At 66.9% G+C, this 21,332-nt stretch carries 22 protein-coding genes; 9 read left to right on the forward strand and 13 right to left on the reverse strand.

The window, feature by feature from the left end; genetic code table 11:
- Positions 1 to 39: 39 nt before the first annotated feature.
- Positions 40 to 813 (forward strand): NAD kinase, encoded by a 774-nt coding sequence (locus ROV95_RS11000; protein WP_021202724.1) that lies wholly within the window; start codon positions 40 to 42, stop codon positions 811 to 813.
- Between the two features lie 47 nt (positions 814 to 860).
- Positions 861 to 1,805 (forward strand): 5'-nucleotidase, encoded by a 945-nt coding sequence (locus tag ROV95_RS11005; RefSeq protein ID WP_021202725.1) that lies wholly within the window; start codon positions 861 to 863, stop codon positions 1,803 to 1,805.
- A 48-nt stretch (positions 1,806 to 1,853) separates the two neighbouring features.
- On the opposite strand, the gene ROV95_RS11010 is transcribed toward ROV95_RS11005, so the two are convergent.
- Genes ROV95_RS11010 through kynU form a run of 6 tightly spaced genes read right to left on the reverse strand, consistent with a single transcriptional unit; the run spans position 1,854 to position 8,223 of the window.
- Complete coding sequence (locus ROV95_RS11010) at positions 1,854 to 2,405, reverse strand: DUF2939 domain-containing protein (RefSeq protein ID WP_058981293.1); 552 nt, start codon at positions 2,403 to 2,405, stop codon at positions 1,854 to 1,856.
- A gap of 42 nt (positions 2,406 to 2,447) precedes the next feature.
- Positions 2,448 to 3,428, reverse strand: a complete 981-nt coding sequence (locus ROV95_RS11015; protein WP_312544376.1) for an aldo/keto reductase — start codon at positions 3,426 to 3,428, stop codon at positions 2,448 to 2,450.
- Positions 3,428 to 4,114, reverse strand: coding sequence for a DUF2461 domain-containing protein (locus tag ROV95_RS11020; RefSeq protein ID WP_021202728.1), 687 nt, complete (start codon positions 4,112 to 4,114; stop codon positions 3,428 to 3,430). The genes ROV95_RS11015 and ROV95_RS11020 overlap by 1 nt, the downstream gene beginning before the upstream one ends.
- The gene (gene sbcB, locus ROV95_RS11025) at positions 4,111 to 5,550 is read right to left on the reverse strand and encodes an exodeoxyribonuclease I (protein ID WP_312544377.1); all 1,440 of its coding nucleotides are present in this window, start codon (positions 5,548 to 5,550) and stop codon (positions 4,111 to 4,113) included. The genes ROV95_RS11020 and sbcB overlap by 4 nt, the downstream gene beginning before the upstream one ends.
- On the reverse strand, positions 5,550 to 6,917 hold the full coding sequence (locus ROV95_RS11030) for an NAD(P)/FAD-dependent oxidoreductase (protein ID WP_312544379.1): 1,368 nt from the start codon (positions 6,915 to 6,917) through the stop codon (positions 5,550 to 5,552). The genes sbcB and ROV95_RS11030 overlap by 1 nt, the downstream gene beginning before the upstream one ends.
- Positions 6,918 to 6,948: 31 nt before the next feature.
- On the reverse strand, positions 6,949 to 8,223 hold the full coding sequence (gene kynU / locus ROV95_RS11035; protein WP_312544381.1) for a kynureninase: 1,275 nt from the start codon (positions 8,221 to 8,223) through the stop codon (positions 6,949 to 6,951).
- 337 nt (positions 8,224 to 8,560) lie between these two features.
- Between kynU and ROV95_RS11040 the strand changes: the two genes are divergently transcribed.
- On the forward strand, positions 8,561 to 9,523 hold the full coding sequence (locus ROV95_RS11040; protein ID WP_049459279.1) for an IS110 family transposase: 963 nt from the start codon (positions 8,561 to 8,563) through the stop codon (positions 9,521 to 9,523).
- Between the two features lie 38 nt (positions 9,524 to 9,561).
- Here ROV95_RS11040 and ROV95_RS11045 read toward each other — a convergent pair whose 3' ends face one another.
- The 6 genes from ROV95_RS11045 to asnS all read right to left on the reverse strand — a co-directional run bounded on the left by ROV95_RS11045 (position 9,562) and on the right by asnS (position 13,531).
- Positions 9,562 to 10,083 carry a 3-hydroxyanthranilate 3,4-dioxygenase gene (locus ROV95_RS11045; protein ID WP_312544382.1) on the reverse strand — a complete coding sequence of 174 codons (522 nt, stop codon included), beginning with the start codon at positions 10,081 to 10,083 and terminating at the stop codon, positions 9,562 to 9,564.
- Between the two features lie 20 nt (positions 10,084 to 10,103).
- The gene (gene can, locus ROV95_RS11050; protein WP_312544383.1) at positions 10,104 to 10,766 is read right to left on the reverse strand and encodes a carbonate dehydratase; all 663 of its coding nucleotides are present in this window, start codon (positions 10,764 to 10,766) and stop codon (positions 10,104 to 10,106) included.
- A gap of 72 nt (positions 10,767 to 10,838) precedes the next feature.
- Entirely contained in the window at positions 10,839 to 11,477 is a 639-nt protein-coding gene (locus ROV95_RS11055; RefSeq protein WP_155029809.1) for an FMN-binding negative transcriptional regulator, read from the reverse strand.
- 7 nt (positions 11,478 to 11,484) lie between these two features.
- Entirely contained in the window at positions 11,485 to 11,799 is a 315-nt protein-coding gene (locus ROV95_RS11060) for a hypothetical protein (RefSeq protein ID WP_019660373.1), read from the reverse strand.
- A 7-nt stretch (positions 11,800 to 11,806) separates the two neighbouring features.
- The gene (locus tag ROV95_RS11065; protein WP_005417403.1) at positions 11,807 to 12,106 is read right to left on the reverse strand and encodes a hypothetical protein; all 300 of its coding nucleotides are present in this window, start codon (positions 12,104 to 12,106) and stop codon (positions 11,807 to 11,809) included.
- 30 nt (positions 12,107 to 12,136) lie between these two features.
- Entirely contained in the window at positions 12,137 to 13,531 is a 1,395-nt protein-coding gene (gene asnS / locus ROV95_RS11070) for an asparagine--tRNA ligase (RefSeq protein WP_134730866.1), read from the reverse strand.
- A 128-nt stretch (positions 13,532 to 13,659) separates the two neighbouring features.
- On the opposite strand from asnS, the gene ROV95_RS11075 reads away from it, so the two are divergent.
- The 6 genes from ROV95_RS11075 to zipA all read left to right on the forward strand — a co-directional run bounded on the left by ROV95_RS11075 (position 13,660) and on the right by zipA (position 19,999).
- Positions 13,660 to 13,998, forward strand: coding sequence for an iron-sulfur cluster assembly accessory protein (locus ROV95_RS11075; protein WP_019660371.1), 339 nt, complete (start codon positions 13,660 to 13,662; stop codon positions 13,996 to 13,998).
- Between the two features lie 221 nt (positions 13,999 to 14,219).
- The gene (rpsF, locus tag ROV95_RS11080) at positions 14,220 to 14,657 is read left to right on the forward strand and encodes a 30S ribosomal protein S6 (RefSeq protein WP_005410228.1); all 438 of its coding nucleotides are present in this window, start codon (positions 14,220 to 14,222) and stop codon (positions 14,655 to 14,657) included.
- Positions 14,658 to 14,668: 11 nt separating this feature from the next.
- Positions 14,669 to 14,899 (forward strand): 30S ribosomal protein S18, encoded by a 231-nt coding sequence (gene rpsR, locus ROV95_RS11085; RefSeq protein WP_002804494.1) that lies wholly within the window; start codon positions 14,669 to 14,671, stop codon positions 14,897 to 14,899.
- Positions 14,900 to 15,003: 104 nt separating this feature from the next.
- A complete protein-coding gene (gene rplI, locus ROV95_RS11090; RefSeq protein ID WP_005410227.1) occupies positions 15,004 to 15,453 on the forward strand; it encodes a 50S ribosomal protein L9 in 450 nt (149 codons plus the stop codon).
- 258 nt (positions 15,454 to 15,711) lie between these two features.
- Positions 15,712 to 19,215 (forward strand): chromosome segregation protein SMC, encoded by a 3,504-nt coding sequence (smc, locus tag ROV95_RS11095; protein WP_019660369.1) that lies wholly within the window; start codon positions 15,712 to 15,714, stop codon positions 19,213 to 19,215.
- Between the two features lie 46 nt (positions 19,216 to 19,261).
- Positions 19,262 to 19,999 (forward strand): cell division protein ZipA, encoded by a 738-nt coding sequence (gene zipA / locus ROV95_RS11100; RefSeq protein ID WP_312544386.1) that lies wholly within the window; start codon positions 19,262 to 19,264, stop codon positions 19,997 to 19,999.
- 118 nt (positions 20,000 to 20,117) lie between these two features.
- Here zipA and ROV95_RS11105 read toward each other — a convergent pair whose 3' ends face one another.
- Positions 20,118 to 21,242 (reverse strand): pyridoxal phosphate-dependent aminotransferase, encoded by a 1,125-nt coding sequence (locus ROV95_RS11105; RefSeq protein WP_312544388.1) that lies wholly within the window; start codon positions 21,240 to 21,242, stop codon positions 20,118 to 20,120.
- Positions 21,243 to 21,332 lie beyond the last annotated feature (90 nt).

Here is a 21,332-nt window from a genome sequence, read left to right on the forward strand (position 1 = left end):
CGGGTATGCTCTTGCTGGCACACCCACCCGGATCCACCGATGAGCGACACCCCCCGCATCGCTTTCCTGGCCAGCAACACCGAACCGGCGCAGATGGCGCGCGCGGCCATGATCTCGCGTTATGGCGATCACGCGCCTGAGCAGGCCGACGTGCTTTGCCCGCTGGGGGGCGACGGTTTCATGCTGCAGACCCTGCACCGGCACGGGCACCTGGGCAAGCCGGTGTTCGGCATGAAGCTGGGCACCGTGGGCTTCCTGATGAACCAGTACCGCGGCGACGATGACGTGCAGGCGCGCATCGCCCGTGCCGAACCGGCCAACCTGCGCCCGTTGGAGATGGTGGCGCTGACCGAATCGGGCACCAGTACCGGGTCGCTGGCCTACAACGATGTTTCACTGCTGCGCCAGACCCGGCAGGCTGCGCATATCGGCATCGACCTGAACGGCCAGGAGCGTGTGGCCGAACTGATCGGTGACGGTGTGCTGGTCGCCACCCCGGCCGGCAGCACCGCCTACAATTATTCCGCGCACGGCCCGGTGTTGCCGCTGGGGTCGCATACCATCGCGCTGACGCCGCTGGCCCCATATCGGCCGCGACGCTGGCGCGGGGCGATCCTCAAGGCCGATACCGAAGTGCGCTTCCGCGTGCTCGATCCCTACAAGCGTCCGGTCAGCGTCACCGCTGACTCGCACGAGACCCGCGACGTAGTGGAGGTGACCATCCGCGAGTCCAGGGACCGGCGCGTGACCCTGCTGTTCGACCCGGAACACAACCTGGAAGACCGGATCCTGAGCGAACAGTTCGTTTTTTGAGGACAATGGGCGGCCGGCCCTGCCGACCGCTTGAAGGACCCCCACCGATGGGCGACAACTCCCCCCGTTTGCTGACCGTCGCGGTCACCTCGCGCGCGCTGTTCGACCTCGAGGAAAGCCATGCGCTGTTCGAGAGCGATGGCGTGGCGGCCTATGCAGAATTCCAGCGCCAGCATGAGGACGACATCCTCGGACCTGGCGTGGCCTTTCCGGTAGTGCGCAAGCTGTTGGCCCTGAACCAGGGCGCCAGCCCGGAGGACCCGCGGGTCGAGGTGATCCTGCTGTCGCGCAATTCGGCCGACACCGGCCTGCGCATCTTCAATTCGATCCAGCACTATGGCCTGGGCATCATCCGCGCGACGTTCACCGCCGGCGAGCCGACCTGGCCCTACGTGAAGCCGTTCGGCACCGACCTGTTCCTGTCGGCCAACCCCGAATCGGTGCGCAGCGCGCTGCGCCATGGCATCGCGGCGGCGACCATCCTGCCCAAGCCGCCTGGCGAGACCGCAGCCGCAGCGGCCGACCAGATCGACATCGGTCGCCCTGCCGGGCAGCTGCGCATCGCCTTTGACGGTGACGCGGTGATCTTTGGTGACGAGAGTGAACGCATTTCGCGCGAGCAGGGCGTGGAAGCCTTTGGCCGCCATGAGCGCGAACGGGCCCGCGAGCCGCTCAGCGGCGGTCCGTTCCGTGGCTTCCTGTCAGCGCTGCACACGCTGCAGGAAGTATTCCCTGCCGGCGAGAGCGCGCCGATCCGTACCGCACTGGTGACTGCGCGTTCGGCGCCGGCCCATGAGCGGGTGATCCGCACCCTGCGCGAGTGGGGCGTGCGCCTGGACGAAGCGCTGTTCCTCGGCGGCCGGCACAAGGGGCCGTTCCTGCAGGCGTTCGGCGCCGACATCTTCTTCGACGATTCGCAGCACAACATCGACAGCGCCCGCGAGCATGTGGCTGCCGGCCACGTACCGCACGGCGTCGCCAACGAGGGGTGAAACCATGCCGGGTGGGTGCCAACCGTTGGTTGGCACTGCCGTTACCGGTCAATGCGCGACCGACATCCCCAGCTGCAGATCCACTACCTTCCAGCGCAGCCCCTGCGGCTCCAGTACCACCTTCATCGGCGGCTGGCCCGGACCGCGATCGACATCGATCACGAAGCGGTCCAGCGCTTCGAAATGGTGTTCGGCATTCTTCAACGGTCGCGCCGGTTCGGTCGGGCCGAAGGCATCGCCGCCCTGCAGTTCATTGCGGCCGCGCTTCCACAGCACGTGGCCCTGCAGCATCGCGCCGATCCCGGTGGGGGTCACCATGGTGTCCACCGCGGCACCGCCCAGCTGGTCGCCCAGCCCGTACAGCAGGGCACCGAAGGGACTGGCCGCCACGTCCGGGCCGGCCTGGCGCACCAGGTAGTCATTGAGCTGCGCGCGCAGGCTGCTGCGCACGCGCGGGAAATCGACGTAGCGTTCCAGGCGCGCGGTGTCGCGCTGCTCGATGGCCTTGGAAAGGCCATTGACGGTCAGGTAGGGGCCGCCGAACCACCAGGCCGCCAGGGCCAGGACCAGCAGCACAACCAGTGCAGAGAGTTTCTTCATGGCGGACAGACTGCCGCAACAGCGGCAGTGCCGGGTGAAGACTCACTGACTGGGCGAACCACGGCCATCACCGAAGGCATCGACCAGCTGTTGCCGTTCCGCCGGGGTCAGCGCCTCAAGGCGCGTCGCCAGCACTTCGTCCAGGCTGCCGGTGCGGGTGGTGCCCAGAATGCCGCTGGCGACGCCGCGATGGCCGAGGGCGTAGGCAAACGCGGTCTGGGCGGGGCGCTGGCTGTGGATGGCGGCGATGGTGTGGCGCATCCGGCGTGCGCTGTGCATCAGGGAGCGGCTGCTTGGCTTGAGCCAGGCTCTGGCCAGGTACCAGGCCAGAGCCGGGCGCGGCAGGCGGGCCCGTGATGGCAGCAGGTGGCCCTGCGCCAGCACGGTGCCGGCCAGCACGCCGATACCGGCCGCGTGCAGCCGGTCGATGAGGGGTTCACGATCCTGCTGCAGGGCGTTGTAGTCCAGAAGCACCACGTCGAACAGCGTGGGATGGTCGATCATCCAGCACAGGGTCGACGCCGTGTGCGTGTTGATGCCGGTATGCCGGATCAACCCGCGTTCGCGCAGTCGCTGCAGCGCGGCCAGCAGGTCATCGTTGATGTCGTGCTGGCTGGCACCATGCAGCTGGTAGATATCGAGGTAATCCAGGCCGAGGTTGCGCAGCGAGGCTTCGCAGCTGGCGGTGATGGCCGCTGGCGAAAAATTGCGCTGCTCGGCGCCGCTGACGCCGGCCTGGCCGGTCAGCGTGCCGCCCTTGCTGGAGATCACCAGCGAATCGCGCGGGTATTGCTTGAGCAAGGAGCGCAGGATGCGGCCCAGCCGCGGCTCGGCGTGGAAACCGGAGTAGTTGTGACCGGTGTCCAACAGGTTCACGCCCTGTGCCAGTGCATGCTCGACGACGTGCGCGGCCGACTGCTCCGGGAAGCGCCGATGCCCCCAGAAGCCGGAGCACCCAAGGCCGACCGGCGAAACCGCCAGGCCGGTGCGGCCCAGCGTGCGCCGTTGGTGCGCCAACGGCATCAGAATTCCAGGTCCAGCGCTGCGCACAGATAGTCGACGAACGGGCCGAGCGCGGCCAGATCCTTGCCCAGCGTGGACAGCAGGCGTGGGCCGGTCATCGTGGCGTCATCCAGCGGGCGCCACATCACCCAGTTGCGGTGCTTGAGGTCGTCGATGAACTCGAAGTCGGCCGGGAAGCCGCGCGGCGGACGCACCAGCTTTTCGCTCTCCTCGAACTCGAAGCGCCTGCGCAGCGCAGGTGCATGGGCCGCGGCCTTCCAGCTGCCCGGATTGTCGAGGATGAAGTGGCGCACGCGGCGCTGGGTTTCCGGTTCCGGGTGCCACAGGCCGGCACCGACAAAGCTCTCGCCTGGCTGCAGGTGCACATAGAACGAGGGCGCGGCCACTTCGCGACGGCGCTCATGGAACAGGCGCGCACCCTGCCAGGTCTTGTAAGGCGATTTGTCGTTGGAGAAACGCGCGTCGCGGTGGATGCGGAACAGTGAGCCGCCGACGCCGCGGGTATCGGCGCGGAAGTGTTCGCTGACCTCGGCAAGGGCTGGCTGAAGATCACCCAACAGGCGCAGGAACGGCTGTCGCACATGCTCTTCGTACTGCTGGCGGTGGTCGTTGAACCACGCCTTTTCGTTGTGGCGCGCCAGGCTGCGCAGGAACTTGAAGCTGGCGTCCGAGAAATAGGTACTCACAAGGTCTCCTGCAGGTGCTGGCCCCAGTCGCGCAACGATTGCAGCAGGGCCTGGCGCCGCGCGTCGTCGGGCGACTCGGCGGCCAGCGCATCGAGCTGCTGCTGGTACTGGGGCAGGTTGAGTTCGCCCAGGCCGCCGTCTCCCAGCAGGCGCTGGCGCCGGTAATCCTGCCAGCGCTGGCGTTCAGCCGGCGCGAGGCTGTCGGGATGATTGCGCGCACGATAGCGGAACAGCAGCTCCGGCAGGCGCGGGTCGCGGAAGCGGCCTTCCAGCGCGGCCAACTGCTCCGGTGCGGTGGTGCGGGCCAGCGCCAGCAGCGGTTTGTCGCCGTTGCCGAGGAAGCCGTCGTACAGGGAGGCATCGACGTCGGCCACGGTGGCCGCGCGCGGCTGGTTGTAGACCTGGCGCGCCTTCTCGGCAAGTTGAGGGGCGAACCCGCGCAGCCGTTCAACCTTGGCCTCGATCGCGGCCACGTCCAGGCCCAGGCGCGCGTGGTCGTCGCCACGAAGGTGGTTCCAGGCGACCAGGGCGGGCACCTTGTTAAGGTGCACTTCCTTCAGCGGCACCCGTGCCACGCCCTCGGGCAGTTCACTGGCGCGCAGGTACAGGCGCTGTGCGATCACCTCGGCCGGCAGGGCCAGCAGGTCGTCGATGTCGCCGTCCAGGTCGAACACGATCACCCGGTTGCTGATCGTCGGGTGCACGGCCAAGGGCAGCACCGGCACCGCGCACAGACGGCTGGCGGGGTAGCGCATGGAAATGTGCAGCACCGGCGTCATCGTGGTGACATCCAGCAGGGTGCCGACGAAACGCTTGTCGCGCAGCTTCAGGGCATAGTCCCACAGGCGCGGCTGCGACTGCTTGAACAGCCGTGCCATGCCGATCGTGGCTCGCACGTCGGATAGCGCTTCGTGCGCATCACCCTCGCGCACGTTGTTGGCTTCGGCCAGGTGCTCGAGTTTGAACGAGGTGGCACCGTCCTCGCGCAGCGGCCACTGGATGCCATCCGGGCGCATCGCGCGCATCAGCCGCAGCATGTCCAGCAGGTCCCAGCGCGAATTGCCGTTGCGCCACTCGCGTTCGTATGGGTCATGGAAGTTGCGGAACAGGCCGTAGCGGACGAATTCATCGTCGAAGCGCAGCGTGTTGTAGCCCAGCGCGCAGGTGCCGGGTCGCGACATCAGTTCGTTGATGCGGTCGAAGGCTTGGGACTCGCTGATGCCTTCGGCCAAGGCCTGCTGCGGGGTGATGCCGGTGACCAGGGTGGCCATCGGCGAGGGCAGCAGGTCATCGGCCGGGCGCACGAAGAAGCTGACCGGCGTGTCGATCTCGTTGAGGTCGGCGTCGGTGCGGATGGCGGCGAACTGCGAGATGCGGGTGCGCCGTGGATCCTGGCCGAAGGTTTCCAGGTCGTAGAACAGGAAGCTGTCAGCCATCAGTGCGCACCCTCCAGGACCGGTAGCTGCGCGTGGATCTGCGCTTCCAGCGCCGCCCAGTCGATGTTGTCCAGCGACTCGTGGCCGACCGTGGCCGCCGCCAGCAAATCGCGCTGCAGTTCGGTGCGGCGCAGCGCTTCGGCGTACGGCGTGTGCAGGAAGGTGACCATCGTGTAGTGCGGGACGAAGCGGGTCGGCCAGCGCCGCTGCAGTTCCTGCTCCAGTTCGCGCTGCAGCAGGAACGAGGGATCGGCCACGCGGTTGCGCATTTCCAGGTAGTTCTCCAGCGCCATCTGCTGGATCGCGCGTGCATTGGGTTTGCGCTCGGCCTCGAACGCAGCGAACGCACTTTCCAGGTCATCCGCCTCCATCAGGTGACGGGCCAGCGCAACGCAATCCTCGAACGCGCAGTTCATGCCCTGGCCGTGGAACGGCACCATTGCATGCGCGGCGTCGCCGATCAGTACGGCGCGACCCTGCTGGTGCCAGCGCTCCAGGGTGAGCGTGCCGAGCAGGCCCGGCGGGTGCTGTTCCCAATCCACGCGCAGGTTCGGGATCAGCGGCAGCGCGTCCGCGAACTCGCGAGCGAACAGCGCCTCGGCCTGCGCACCGGTATTGATCGTGGCAAAGCTGGGATCGCCCTGGTTGGGCAGGAACAGGGTGACGGTGAAGGTGCCTTCATGATTGGGCAGGGCGATGCACATGTAGTGGCCGCGTGGCCAGATGTGCAGCGCGTTGCGCTCGATGCGGAAGCCCCCGTGTTCGGCCGGCGGAATCTCCAGCTCCTTGTAGGAGTGATCGAGGAAGGCGATGTCCTCGCCCAGCGGCGCGCGCCGGTTCATTGCCGCACGCAGCGCCGAACCGGCACCGTCTGCACCGATCAGGGTGTCGAAGCGGATGTCGTGCGGGCTGTCATCGCGGTCATCGATGAAGCGGGCGTAGCCGGCATCGAAATCAACGGTGTGCAGGCGGCGATGGAAATGCACGGTGGCCCCTGCCTGTTCGGCCAGTTCCAGCAGCGTGGTGTTCAGGTCGCTGCGGTGGATCGACCAGATCACTTCGCTGTCATCACGGCCATAGCGCTGCAGCTGCGGTTCGCCGTCGCGTGGATGCACCATGCGTCCGCGCATCATCACCGCGCGCGCCATCACCTCGTCTTCCACACCGGCCTGGCGCAGGGCGTTGCGCCCACGCTCGGCCAGCGCCAGGTTGATCGAGCGGCCGCTCTCGTAGTCGGCCACGCGCGGATCGCCGCGGCGTTCGTACAGGGTGATGCGCCAGCCCTGGCGTGACAGCAGGATGGCCAGCAGGGAGCCGGCGAGGCCGGCACCGATAATGCTCAACGAGCGGGAGGCGTGTGCGATCAACGAACTGTCCAGCAGTAGGGGAGGGACCGGCTCAAAGGCCGACCCAGGCTTCCACTTCCTCGACGAAGTGGTGCACGTCCAGGTAGCGGTTGTAGAGCGGGGTGGGCGAGATGCGGATCACGTCGGGCTCGCGCCAGTCGCCGAGCACGCCGATGCTGCGCAGGTGCTCGAACAGGGCGCGCCCGCGCTCGCGGCCGCCGATCACGCGCAGCGACAACTGGCAGCCGCGGCGCTGCGGGTCTGCCGGGGTGATGATCTCCAGCACCTGCGGCAGGCGTGCGCGCACCAGTGCTTCGAGCATGCCGGTCAGCGCCAGCGATTTGCTGCGCAGCGCGTCCATGCCGGCTCGCTCGAACAGGTCCAGCGAGGCGCGCAACGGTGCCAGCCCCAGAATGGGCGGATTGCTCAGCTGCCACCCTTCGGCACCGATGGCCGGGGTGAACTGCGGTGCCATCTGGAAACGGGTGGCTTCCTCATGGCCCCACCAGCCAGCGAATCGGGGCAGGGTGGTGTCGCGATGGTGGCGCTCGTGCACGAAGGCGCCGGCAACCGCGCCCGGGCCGCTGTTGAGGTATTTGTAATGGCACCACACCGCAAAGTCCGGCGCCACGTCATGCAGGCGCAGCGGCAGGTTGCCCACCGAATGCGCCAGGTCGAAACCGATGCGCGCCCCCTGCAGGCGTGCGGCGCGGGTGATTGCATCGAGGTCGAAGGCCTGACCGGTGCGGTACTGCACGCCGGGCCACAGCACCAGCGCCAGGCGCGGGCCGTGCTCGGCGATGGCGCGTTCGATCGCGGTCAGCGAGATCGTGCCGTTGGCTTCGTCCGGCTGCACTTCCACCAGGCACTGGGCCGGGTCGAAGCCATGGAAGCGGATCTGTGCTTCGACCGCGTGGCGGTCGGTCGGGAATGCGCCGGCTTCCATCAGGATCACCGGGCGCTGCGTGGTCGGCCGGTAGAAGCTGACCATCATCAGATGCAGGTTCACGCTCAGCGTGTTCATCGCCACCACTTCGCTGGGCAGCGCACCGACCACGCGGGCCAGCTGCGCGCTTACCAGGCGGTGGTAGGACAGCCACTGGGTAGGGCCGGTGAAGTGGCCTTCCACCGCCAGCTCGCCCCACTGCTTCATCACTTCCTGCACCGCGGCCTGAGCGCCACGCGGCTGCAGGCCCAGCGAGTTGCCGACGAAGTAGGTCTGCTCGCCGCCGCCATGGCGCGGAATCAGGAATTCGTTACGCATCGGACGCAGCGGATCGGCGGCGTCCAGGGCAATGGCGTGGGTGCGGCTGAGCAGGTCGGACATGGTCGGGCAACAGGCTGCAACGGGACCGCCAGTGTAGCGCTTGGCGGCGTGCCTGCCGCCGAACCTGTAGAGCCGAGCCCATGCTCGGCTGCCGGGCCACGAAGCCGAGCATGGGCTTGTATGTTCCTCCCGGCTCCTACGCGGTATGTAGGAGCCAGGGTGGAGGGACCGTCAACATGATATCTGCGGATAGCAGCCGACAGACGAGCCGAGCGATCCCCATCCCGCACCTTAACGTCGATAAAGGATCTAGCGGCCTTTGAGGACCGCCGATGTAGGCAAGCCAACGTGGTGCGGTACCACCCCAGCCCCTCAACAATAGCTGGGAGTTGCGCAGATGTCAGATCATTTGGCCGTCGGCATCGATGCCGACTCAAAGAGCCTTGTGGTGGCACGCCATGGCACCAAGGGCAGCACTCGAATCCCCAATTCAGCGTCAGCCATCGGTAAGTGGCTGTCCACTCTGCCGGTCGGGTCTCGCATTGGAGTGGAAGCAACCAATCGCTACCACGAGCTTGTGGTTCAAGCTGCCCAGAAGGCCGGCCACGTCGTCTTTGTGCTCAATCCGCGCGACATCAAACATTACGCCAAGGGCGTGGCCTGCCGCGGCAAAACCGACTCAGGTGACGCGCAGGTCATTGCGCGTTACATCGCCAAGGAGGCCGACAATCTGCATGAGCATGTCGCCCGATCGCCTGCGCAGGAGCAGCTGCATGTGCTGCTCCAGCAACGTGACAGCCTGGTCCGGAGCAAGGCGAAGTTGAATCTCTCGCTAGGCGCGGGGGCGTCGGAGTCGGCCATCTTTGGGCGCATCTTCGATGGTCTGAAAGAGGCCATTGCCCTGCTCGACCAACAGATTCAGCAACTGTGCCGCAGTGGCGAACAGCGCGACCTGTATCGGCGGATCATGACCATTCCGGGGGTTGGGCCGACGGTAGCGGCCTTCGTCACCCATCACATCACACGATGGCCCTTGACCAGCTCGGACGCCTGGATCGCCTGTACCGGCCTGGATCCGCGCCCCAACGAATCCGGCGCCCGGATCGGTAGGCGGCGCCTGTCCAAGCGCGGCAACGCCAGCCTGCGCCAGATCCTCTACATGGCGGCCATGGGACTGACCCGCTCCAAAAATGGCAAAGCCCTTTACAACGCCATCCGCGAACGCGGCCACAGCAGTACTGCCAGTTTCAACATCCTGGCCAGAAAGCTGGCCAGGATCGCTTGGGGCGTCTTCAAGAGCGGCCGGGACTTTGACCCGGCCATGCTGAAAGTGGGTCAAGCCTGCTTCCAGCAGGCTTGACCACGAACATAGGATCTCGGTTCTACAGGGGCAGGTGCTCAGCCCGCCGCCGGCACCGGCAGCGGATCCACGTGCCCGCACTGGCTGCAGGTGCGCAGTTCCAGGCTGGCGTGGTAGCGCGCGAACACCTTGGGCAGGTCGGTCTCGATGTTCTGCAGCGCGAAGAACTCTTCGTGCAGCTTGTGGTTGCAGCGTTCGCAGTGCCAGATCACCCCGTCCTTCTCGTGCGGCAGGCGCTTGCGCTCGACCACCAGGCCGATGCCCCCGGGCGGGCGCCGCGGCGAGTGCGGCACCTTCGCCGGCAACAGGAAGATCTCGCCGGCGCGGATCGGAATGTCGCGCACCGCGCCGTCCTCCTGCACCTTCAGCACCATCTCGCCTTCGAGCTGGTAGAACCACTCGGGGCCTTCGTCGTAGTGGTAGTCGGTACGCGAGTTCGGTCCGCCGACCACCATCACGATGAAATCGCCGTTGTCGATCATCTTGTTGCCCACCGGCGGCTTCAGCAGGTGGCGGTTCTCTTCGATCCAGGCGTGCAGGTTGATCGGTGGGGCGAGCATGGTGGTCATCCGTGTGGGGATCAGTCGCGACGGCCCTTGCGCGGCACGAAGGACAGCGCTTTTTCATACGCTGGCTGCAGCTCTTCCAGCGAACCGACGTCGATGCCCATTTCACGCACGCGACCGTCCTTCAGGCTGTACACCCAGCCATGCACCATCAGCTTCTGGCCGCGGGCCCAGGCATCCAGCACGATGGTCGAGCGGCAGAGGTTGGCGACCTGCTCGATCACGTTCAGCTCGCACAGCCGGGCGTGCTTGAGTTCGTCGTCTTCGATGTCGTCGAGGATGCCCTGGTGCTTCTGCACCACGTCACCGACATGGCGCAGCCAGTTGTCGGCCAGGCCGACGCGGGTGTTGTGCAGGCAGGCATGCACGCCGCCGCAGCCGTAGTGGCCGACGATCAGGATGTGCTTGACCTTCAGCTGGTCCACCGCGTACTGCACCACGCTCAGGCAGTTGAGGTCGGTGTGGGCGACCACGTTGGCGACGTTGCGGTGCACGAACACTTCGCCCGGCGCCATGCCGATGATCTGGTTGGCCGGAACTCGTGAATCGGAGCAGCCGATCCACAGGTACTCGGGATGCTGCTGCTTGGCCAGCTGGTGGAAGAAGTCCGGGTCTTCCTTCTCGATGCGGTCGGCCCAGTCGCGGTTGTTCTGCAGCAGCTTGTGGATGTCTTTCATGTTCGGATGCCTGGCGTCGGGTGGGGGCGCGCCGCAGCCATCCGGCTGCGTCGTCGCGGGAATCGGGGGCGTTCAGCCGCTGCGGGTGGCCTGTTCGCGGTGCCAGCGCATCCACTGCGCCAACTCGGTGGAGGAAGGGGTGCCCAGCTGTTCCAGTTCGGCGATCACGGCACGCTGGTTCGCATCGGGGTGGTTCTGGCTCAGCTTCAGCTTCAGCTGCACGTGTTCAACCTGGAAGCGGAAGCCGACGATGGCGCGCAGCTCCGGGCCGTGTTCGGCGCGCGCGGCATCGAAGCGCCAGGCCTGGCCGACGCTGGCTTCGAAATGGTCGCTGATCGCGCCGACCAGTTCGGCCAGCGCATCGGTGTCGTCGAAGGTGTGCAGCTGGCCGCGCAGCTCGGCGGCCGCATAGTTCCAGGTCGGCACCCGCGCGGCGGGCTCCTTGTCCGGATACCAGCTGGCCGAGACGTAGCCGTGCGGGCCATCGACCAGTACCTTGGCCGCACCGCTGTGGCGCGACTGCGGGTTGGCGCGGGCCCAGTGCCCGCGCAGCTCGATGCGCTCGCCCTCGCGCCGGTACAACACCGGCATCCGCGTCAGCTCCGGCAGGCCATCGCTGCCCGGGGTGAGCACGCTGACGAACGGATCGCGCGCCAGCAGGCGGTCCAGCCAGAGCAGGTCGGTCTCGGCGAAGGCGCGCGGGGTGAACATGCCAGGGTCAGGCGCGCCCGCCCAGCGACTGGATCATGCGGCCACGCAGGCCCTCGTCGCTGTCGGCCTGCGGCGGCTGCACTTCGTGCAGGCTGAAGCCGCGCACCAGCGCGTCCTCCTCGTCCAGGCCGTCATACTCGACGAATTCGGCGTCGAACAGCTGCGAACGGGCGGTGTCTTCACTGTCATAGCTCAGCGTGTTGCCGTCGCTGTCGAGCACTTCGGCGGTGCCGGCAGGGCGCACCCGCAGGCGTGCCCAGATCAGGGTGTTGCCGAGGCTGGCCAGCCACCAGCTGTCGCGCGAAGTGGTGATGTCATTCATGGATGTGTTACCAGAGCGAGGCCAGCCAGAGCAGGGCAGCCATGCCCAGTCCGGCCAGCAGGGTCAGCAGCGATACCCAGGCCGGCGTCGCCAGCCCGGACAATGATCGGTCCGGCTGCTGGCGATAGTCGCGGCGCAGCAGCCAGGCCAGGGCATCGGGCTTGAGGAAGGCGCCGCTGCCGAAGCGCTCGGCGAGCGCCGGATGGCGGTCGCGCACGTGCACCAGGGTCAGCGGCCAGAAGATCACGAAGGCACTGAACCCGGCCACTGCAACGCCAACGAAACAGAGGGCGAAGAACAGGGTCATGGGGGCAGCACCTCCGTGGTCGTTTGGGGCTTAGAAGTCCGCGCTGCCCGGGGCGCGCGGGTAGGGGATCGCATCGCGGATGTTGGACAGCCCGCAGACGTAGACCACCAGGCGCTCGAAGCCCAGGCCGAAGCCGGCGTGCGGCACCGAACCATAGCGGCGGAAATCGCGGTACCAGCTGTAGTGCTCGCGATCCAGGCCGAACTGGGCCATGCGCGCATCCAGCACGTCCAGGCGCTCTTCGCGCTGGCTGCCGCCGATGATCTCGCCGATGCCCGGGGCCAGCACGTCCATCGCGGCAACGGTCTTGCCGTCGTCGTTCAGGCGCATGTAGAAGGCCTTGATGTGCTCCGGGTAGTTGGTCACCACCACCGGGCGGCCGACGTGTTCCTCGGTCAGCCAGCGCTCGTGCTCGGTCTGCAGGTCCAGGCCCCATTCCACCGGGAAGTCGAACTTCCTGCCGGACTTCTGCAGCAGGCTGACCGCATCGGTGTAGTCGATGCGCTCGAACGGTGCGTTGATGAAATCTTCCAGCTTGGTGATCGCGTTCTTGTCCACGCGCTCGGCGATGAAGGCCAGGTCGTCGCTGCGCTCGTTCAGCACCGCGCGGAACAGGTACTTCAGGAACTCTTCGGCCAGGCGTGCGTCTTCGGCCAGGTCGGCGAAGGCGATTTCCGGCTCGATCATCCAGAACTCCGCCAGGTGGCGGGTGGTGTGGCTGTTTTCGGCGCGGAAGGTCGGGCCGAAGGTGTAGACCTTGCTCAGCGCCAGGCAATAGGCCTCGACGTTCAGCTGGCCAGACACGGTCAGGAAGGTTTCCTTGCCGAAGAAGTCGCGGCTGAAATCGATCGCGCCCTTCTCGTCGCGCGGCAGGTTCACCATGTCCAGGGTGGACACGCGGAACATCTGGCCGGCGCCTTCGGCGTCGGAGGTGGTGATGATCGGGGTGCTGATCCAGTTGAAGCCGTTCTCGTGGAAGAAGCGGTGCACGGCCTGGGCCAGGCAGTTGCGGATGCGGGTGACCGCCCCGAACAGGTTGGTGCGCGGGCGCAGGTGCGCCACTTCGCGCAGGAACTCCGGCGACATCGGCTTGGGCTGGATCGGATAGGTGAGCGGGTCTTCGACCCAGCCGACCACTTCAAGCGTGCTGGCCTGGATCTCGAACGACTGGCCCTTGCCCTGCGACTTCACCAGGGTACCGGTGCCGATGACCGAGCAGCCGCTGGTCAGCCGCTTGATCTCGTCGAAGTTGCCCAGGGTGTCGTTGGCCACGACCTGGATCGGGGCGAAGCAGGAGCCGTCGCTCACATTCACGAAGGCCAGATTCGCTGAACCGCGCACCGTGCGCACCCATCCGCGTACCGTGACTTCGCCGCCTTCCGGGATCTTCCCGGCAAGCGCATGTTCAACGCTGACCACCGTCATGACTTGAATCCTCTGCTGATCGACTCGATCTGTGAACACGGGAGTTTACCGGTTGCAGCGTTCTGCTTGCGAGGCATTTTTCGCAGCCACAGCTCCTTATAATGTCCCCGTACCTCTGGAGTAGCCCCATGGCCGTCAGCCTGACCCCCGTTGCCTTCGAGCGCGTGCAGCGCTTTGTCGCCCAGACCCCCGGCGCGCTGGGCCTGCGTTTCGGCGTGACCAGGACCGGCTGCTCCGGCTGGGGCCACATCACCGACCTGGCCCGCGATGAGCGCGAGGGCGATACCGTGTTCGAGCAGGACGGCGTGAAGATCTATGTCGACGCCAAGAGCCTGGCGCTGGTGGACGGCACCGTGATCGACTTCGGCAAGCACGGCCTGAGCGAGACCTTCACGTTCAGCAACCCGAACGCCACCGCCGAGTGTGGCTGCGGCGAGAGCTTCACCACTGACGCCGACAAGGCCTGACGGCCGGCCGGGGCCTGATCGTTCTGGTAGCGCCCAACCCGGGTTGGCTGGGCGCTCGCCCCCGGTTCAGGGTGTCAGGTGGCCCACCGGTTGCCCGGCCACCCCATCTGCGCCATAATGCGCGGCTTCCTGCCTCCCTGGCGGGAACCCTTGCCCCACCGCGGTCTCAACGGCGGGGGGCTGTCCGGCCGCAAGGCCACATCCGAAAGGTAGAAAAAAACATGAGTCGTCATTACGAAATCGTGTTCATGGTCCACCCGGACCAGAGCGAGCAGGTCCCGGCCATGATCGAGCGCTACAAGTCGCTGGTCGAGAACGGCAACGGCACCATCCACCGTCTGGAAGACTGGGGCCGCCGCCAGCTGGCGTACCCGATCCAGAACCTGGTGAAGGCCCACTACGTGCTGATGAACATCGAAGCCGACCAGGCCGTTCTGAACGAACTGACCGAGAGCTTCCGCTTCAACGACGCCGTGCTGCGCAACCTGGTCATCAAGCGTGACGAGGCTGACACCGAGCAGTCGCTGATCATGAAGAGCAAGGACGAGAAGGGTGACAAGCCGGAGCGCGGTGAGCGCCGTCGTCGTGACGACGAAGAAGGCGAGTCCAACAACACCGCTGACAACGAAGCCGGCGACGACGCCGCTTCCGCCGCCTAAGGAGCCTTCCCATGTCCAAGTTCTTCCGTCGCCGCAAGTTCTGCAAGTTCACTGCTGAAGGTGTGAAGGAGATCGACTACAAGGATCTCAACACCCTGCGCCAGTACCTGACCGAGAACGGCAAGATCGTGCCGAGCCGCGTCACCGGTACCAAGTCGAAGTACCAGCGCCAGCTGGCGACCGCCGTCAAGCGCGCTCGCTTCCTGGCCCTGATCCCGTACACCGACAACCACGACGTCTGATGCAGGCGGGGCGGCCCGACGCCGCCCCCGCTGTGCCAGCTATTCGGACAGCCTTTGTTGCGGGGCGTTGCCTCGCTAACGAATAACTTATCTGGAGCAATACCATGCAGTTGATCCTCCTGCAGAAAGTCACCAACCTCGGCAACCTGGGCGACCTGGTCGACGTGAAGCCGGGCTACGGCCGTAACTTCCTCGTGCCGCAGGGCAAGGCCGTGCCGGCCACCGAGAGCAACAAGGCCGAGTTCGAAGCCAAGCGCGCCGAATACGAAGCCAAGGCCCAGGCCATCCACGCCGACGCTGAAGGCCGCAAGGCCAAGCTGGAAGGCGCGAGCGTGACCATCGCCGCCAACGCTTCGACCGAAGGCAAGCTGTACGGCTCGGTTGGCCCGCGCGACATCGCCGAGGCCTTCACCGCCGCCGGCCTGCCGCTGGAAAAGAGCGAAGTCATCCTGGGCGAAGGCGCCTTCCGCAACATCGGCGAATACGACGTGCTGGTCCACCTGCACGCCGACGTCGAGACCACCGTCAAGGTCGTCGTCGTCGCCGAAGCCTGATCCCACGCCGCAAGGCCTGGCATCACCGCAGAACGGGCGCCCGCAAGGGTGCCCGTTTTGTTTTGTGGCCCCGTTTCATGGCGTCGATCCATGTTCGCCTGGCGGCAGGGGACCGGTAATGTTCCACGCCCATTCGTAGAACACGGCCACATCGGTATACTCAGGGCGTCACACCCGTTCCACGGGCATCGATCCCAGCAGGATCAATGACTTGGAGGGTACACGCAGGCCGCTTGCCGGCCCCAGTCCGGAACCCCTATGCGTCTTTCCACGATCAAGCTGTCCGGCTTCAAGTCGTTCGTCGATCCGACCACCCTGCACCTGCCGACCAACATGACCGGCGTGGTGGGGCCCAATGGCTGCGGCAAATCGAACATCATCGACGCCGTGCGCTGGGTCATGGGCGAGAGTTCGGCCAGCCGCCTGCGTGGCGACTCGCTGACCGACGTGATCTTCTCTGGGTCCAATGCCCGCAAGCCGGTGTCGCAGGCCACCGTCGAGCTGATCTTCGACAACTCCGACCACACGATCTCGGGCGAGTACGCCTCGTTCAACGAGATCTCGGTCAAGCGCACGGTCAGCCGCGACGGCACCAGCAACTACTACCTCAACGGCACCAAGTGCCGTCGCCGCGACATCACCGATCTGTTCCTCGGCACCGGCCTGGGGCCGCGCAGCTACTCGATCATCGAGCAGGGCATGATCAGCCAGATCATCGAGGCACGCCCGGAAGACCTGCGCGTGTACCTGGAAGAGGCGGCCGGCATCTCCAAGTACAAGGAGCGCCGCAAGGAGACCGAGACCCGCATCCGCCACACCCGCGAGAACCTGGACCGGCTGGGCGACCTGCGCGACGAGATCAGCAAGCAGCTGGAGCACCTCAAGCGCCAGGCCAAGCAGGCCGAGCAGTACCAGGCCCTGCAGGAAGAGCGCCGGGTCAAGGACGCCGAGTGGAAGGCACTGGAATTCCGCGGCCTCGACGGACGCCTGTCCAAGCTGCGCGAAGGATTGTCGCAGGAAGAAACGCGGCTGCAGCAGCTGATCGCCGACCAGCGTGATGCCGAAGCCCGCATCGAAACCTCGCGCGCGCGGCGCGAAGAGGCTGCCGACGCGCTCAACACCGCACAGGCGGCGGTCTACCAGGTCGGCAGTACGCTGGCGCGCCTGGAACAGCAGATCCAGCACCAGCGCGAGTTGTCGCAGCGCCTGCACAAGGCACGCGATGAAACCCAGCAGGCCCTGGCCGAACTGGGGCAGCACATCAGCGGTGATGAGGCCAGGCTGAGGGTGCTGCGTGAGGCGGTGGAGGCCGCCACTCCGCAGCTGGAAGCACTGCAGGAAGAAAACGAGATCAAGCAGGAAAGCCTGCGCGAGGCCGAAGAGCGGCTGGCCAGCTGGCAGCAGCGCTGGGAACAGCACACCTCGCAGAGTTCGGAAGCCTCGCGCGCCGGCGATGTCGAGCGCACGCGCGTGGACTATCTGGACAAGCAGATCCTGGATGCCGACCGGCGTCGTGAGGCCCTGGCCGCCGAGCGCGCCGGGCTGGATGTGGATGCGCTGGAAGAGGCCTTCGAGCAGCTGCACCTGCAACACGACACGCAGAAGGCTGCGCTGGATGAGCTGAGCGAAGACGTCGAGCTGCGCAAGCAGGGCGTGGCGGCGGTGCAGGAACAGCAGCGCAATGGCCAGAACGAACTGGCCGAACTGCGCAAGCAGGCCAACGGCCTGCGTGGCCGCCTGGCCTCGCTGGAGGCCCTGCAGCAGGCCGCGCTGGGCCAGGAGCAGGGCGCGGCAGTCGCGTGGCTGAAGGCGCGTGGGCTGGATTCTGCGGCGCGTGTCGGCGAGCGCCTCGACGTGGATGCCGGCTGGGAAAACGCGGTGGAAAGCGCGCTCGGCCACTTGATCGAAGGTGTGCTGGTCGATGACCCGGCCAGCCTGGTCGATGCCCTGGGTGAGCTCGGCGATGGTCACCTTGCGCTGGTCGCCAACGGCGATGACGAGCTGAAGGTCGCCCCGACCTCGCTGGCCGCGCGCGTGCGTGGCCCGGTGGCGATCCGTCGCCTGCTGGCACACCTGCATGCTGCCAAGGACCTTTCCGAAGCGAAGGCGTTGCAGGGCAGCCTGCCGGAAGGTGATTCGGTCATCACCCAGGGTGGCGAGCGCCTGGGCCAGGGCTGGCTGCGCGTATCGCGCTCCGGCGCGGCCCAGCAGGGTGCGCTGCTGCGCGAACGCGAGATCCAGGAGCTTCGCGAGCAGATCGAACAGCTGCAGGACCGCGAGGCCGAGCTGGAAGAACAGCTGGCCGGTTTCCGTGAGCAGCTGCACGCTGCCGAACAGCAGCGTGAAGACGCGCAGCGCGCGCTGTACCAGGCCCATCGTGCGGTCTCCGAACTGGCCGGCCAGTTGCAGGGCCAGCAGGGCAAGGTGGAGGCGGCGCGCACGCGCATCGACCGCATCGAAGGCGAGCTGAAGCAACTGCAGGAAACCATTGAAGCCAACAACGAGCAGGCGCGTGAAGCACGCTCGCGGTTGGAGAGTGCGGTCAGCAGCATGGGCGACCTGGAGTCGACCCGGCAGCGGCTGGAGGGCGAACGCCGCCAGCTGACCGAAGCCCGCGACCTGGCCCGCGATGCCGCCCGCGCGGTACGCGAGCGCGCGCATTCGTTGGCCCTGACTTTGGAATCGCAGCGGGCGCAGCTGGCCTCGTTGAGCCAGGCGCTGGAACGCATGGGCACCCAACGTGGGCAGTTGGATTCGCGGCTGGGCGAACTGCATTCGCAGCTGGACGAAGGTGATTCGCCGATCGAAGCACTGCAGGCCGAGCACCAGAATGCGCTGGAGGAGCGTGTGCGCGCCGATCGCGTGCTGACCGAGGCGCGAACGCTGCTGGACGGCATCGACGCTGAGCTGCGCAATTACGAGCAGACCCGCCACCAGCGCGACGAGCAGGCGTTGGTCCAGCGCGAGCGCATTTCGCAGCGCAAGCTCGACCAGCAGGCGCTGGTGCTCAGTGCCGACACCCTGCAGGCGGCGGTGGAAAAGGCCGGCTTCGTGCTGCAGGACGTGCTCAACGCACTGCCCGAGGATGCCCGCCTGGGCGACTGGGAGCAGGCGGTCCACCAGATCGATGCTCGCATGCGCCGGCTGGAGCCGGTCAATCTGGCGGCCATCCACGAGTATGGCGAGGCGTCGCAGCGCTCGGACTACCTGGATTCGCAGCACGCCGACCTGACCACAGCGCTGGAAACCCTGGAAGACGCGATCCGCAAGATCGATCGCGAGACCCGCGGCCGCTTCAAGGACACCTTCGACCGCGTCAACGCCGGCGTGCAGGCGCTGTACCCGCGCCTGTTCGGCGGCGGCCATGCTTACCTGGAGCTGACCGGTGAAGACCTGCTCGATACCGGCGTGACCATCATGGCGCGCCCGCCGGGCAAGCGCGTGTCCAGCATCTCGCTGCTGTCCGGCGGTGAGAAAGCGATGACCGCGGTGGCGCTGGTGTTCGCCATATTCCAGCTGAATCCGGCGCCGTTCTGCCTGTTGGATGAGGTGGACGCACCGCTGGACGAAGCCAACGTCGGCCGCCTGGCCAACATGGTCAAGGAAATGAGCGAGAAGGTGCAGTTCCTGTTCGTCAGCCACAACAAGGCGACGATGGAGGCCGCGCACCAGCTGTCCGGCGTGACCATGCGTGAGCCAGGCGTCAGCCGCCTGGTCAGCGTGGACCTGGAAGAGGCCGCGCGATTGGCGGGCGCGGCCTGACGTGCCATCCTAGTTACCTGAATGAACTAGCCGGAGAACCTATCGAATGTCCGACACGGCACTGTTGCGCATCGGCATCCTGGCCGCCGGCCTGCTGTTGATCGCCGCGATCTTCCTGTTTGGCCGTCCGAAGAAAAAGCCCCAGGGGCGCCGCGTGGAAAGCGCGGAGCCCACCAGTGGCGAGCGCCGTGAGCCGGTGCTGGGCGACGACGGCATCGCCGTGGCCGAGGGGCGCGTCGAACCGGGCATGGGCACGGAGGGCGAGCAGGCCGAACTCGGCCTGACCGATACCGACCCGGGCGCCAGCGACCTCGGCAAGCGCGCCACCCAGGATTTCGACAAGATCGTCTCGCTGTTCGTGGCCGCCCGGGCCGGCGAGCAGCTGCGTGGCGAGGACATCGTGGTGGCCGCAGAGAAGACCGGCCTGGTGTTCGGCCACATGAACGTGTTCCACCGCCTGGTGGAAGGCCACCCCGAACGCGGGCCGATCTTCTCGATGGCCAGCATCATGAAGCCGGGCAGCTTCGACATGGCCAACATCCGCGCCATGGAAACCCCGGCCATCGCATTCTTCCTGACGCTGCCGGCGCCGCTGACCGCGCTGGACGCCTGGGAGAAGATGCTGCCGACCGTGCAGCGCATGGCCGAGCTGCTCGATGGCGTGGTGCTGGATGACAGCCGCAACGCCCTGGGGCGCCAGCGCATCGCGCACATCCGTGACGAGCTGCGCGCCTACGACCGCCAGCACCAGGCACCGCCGCTGACCAAGACCCCGCGCTGGTGAGCGCCATGGTGTGCCGACCAACGGTCGGCACCCACCCCGACCAACGGTCGGCACCCACAACAGTAGATGCACGCCATGCGTGGATGGGGCGAACCAAGGTTCGCCCCCACCAACAGGGTCAGGCCGGTACGCCGGCCACCTTGGCGAACGCACGGCGGAATGCGGCCATCTCCTCTTCGGTGCCGACCGTTACGCGCACGCGCTGCGGCCAGATCGGCCAGCTGCGCCCGATCACCACGCCGTTCTCCGCCATTGCCTTGGCGAACGCGCTGCCATCGCGCTGCACGTCGACTATGAAGCAGTTCGCCTCCGAGGGTACGCAGCTGAACCCGCGCTTGCCGAGCCAGGCGATGGTGGCCTGCCGCACCGTAGCGTTCTGCAGGCGCCGCTGCGCGATCAACTGGGGATCCTGCAGGCTGGCCAGTGCTGCGGCCAGTGCTGGCACGGGCAGTGGGTTGTCGCCCAGGCTGGCCAGTTCGCGCAGGCGGTCGGGATGTGCGGCCGCCACGCCCAGGCGCAGGCCGGCCATGCCGTACAGCTTGGAGAACGTGCGCAGCACGATCAGGTCATCGCGCTGCGCTACCTGCGCGATCAGGCTCGGCTGCTCGCTGTACTGCAGGTAGGCCTCGTCGACCAGCACGCGGGTCGATGCGGGCTTGTGGGCCAGCAGCCAGGCGAGCTCATCCGGTGGGCTGATCGAACCGGTCGGGTTGTTCGGATTGCACACATACACCAGCCCGGTCGGGCGCGCTTGCGCGGCGGCGACCATCGCACGCAGGTCATGCGCGCCGTCGTCGCGCAGCGGCACCTTCTGCACGTATGCACCGTGTGCGGCGGCGACCTCGCCCAGGGTCTCGAAGGTCGGGTCGGCCACCACCAATCCCGCCTGCGGCCCGGTCCACACCGTGGCGGCGCGGTTCAACGGCTCGCTTGAGCCGGGATAGAGGCGCACGTGGTCGGCCGGAATACGTGCCTGCTCGATGAAGGCATCGCGCACCTGTGCGGCCAGGGCGAAGCGGTAGCGGCCGCAACTGGCGATACTGTCGCGCGCGGCCTGCTGGGCCGCCGGCGAGGGGCCGTAGGGGCACTCGTTGAAGTTCAGCAGTACCACGCCTTCGGCAGGGGCCGGGGCGACGGCGGCCGCAGGTTGGGCCTGGCCAAGCCGCGGCAGTCCGCTGCCAGCGACGGCGAGGCCGGCACCGGCCAGTTGCAGGAAGCGTCTACGGGAAGCAGGCAGGGTCACGGGTGGGATTCCGAGGAGTAGCCTTCGCACGCTAGCGCTGGTTGCGGTGGGCGGCAAGCCCGCTTTTTGTAGTGCCGAGCCATGGTCGGC

It is taken from the genome of Stenotrophomonas maltophilia group sp. msm1, from assembly GCF_032025805.1.
GTDB lineage: Bacteria > Pseudomonadota > Gammaproteobacteria > Xanthomonadales > Xanthomonadaceae > Stenotrophomonas > Stenotrophomonas hibiscicola.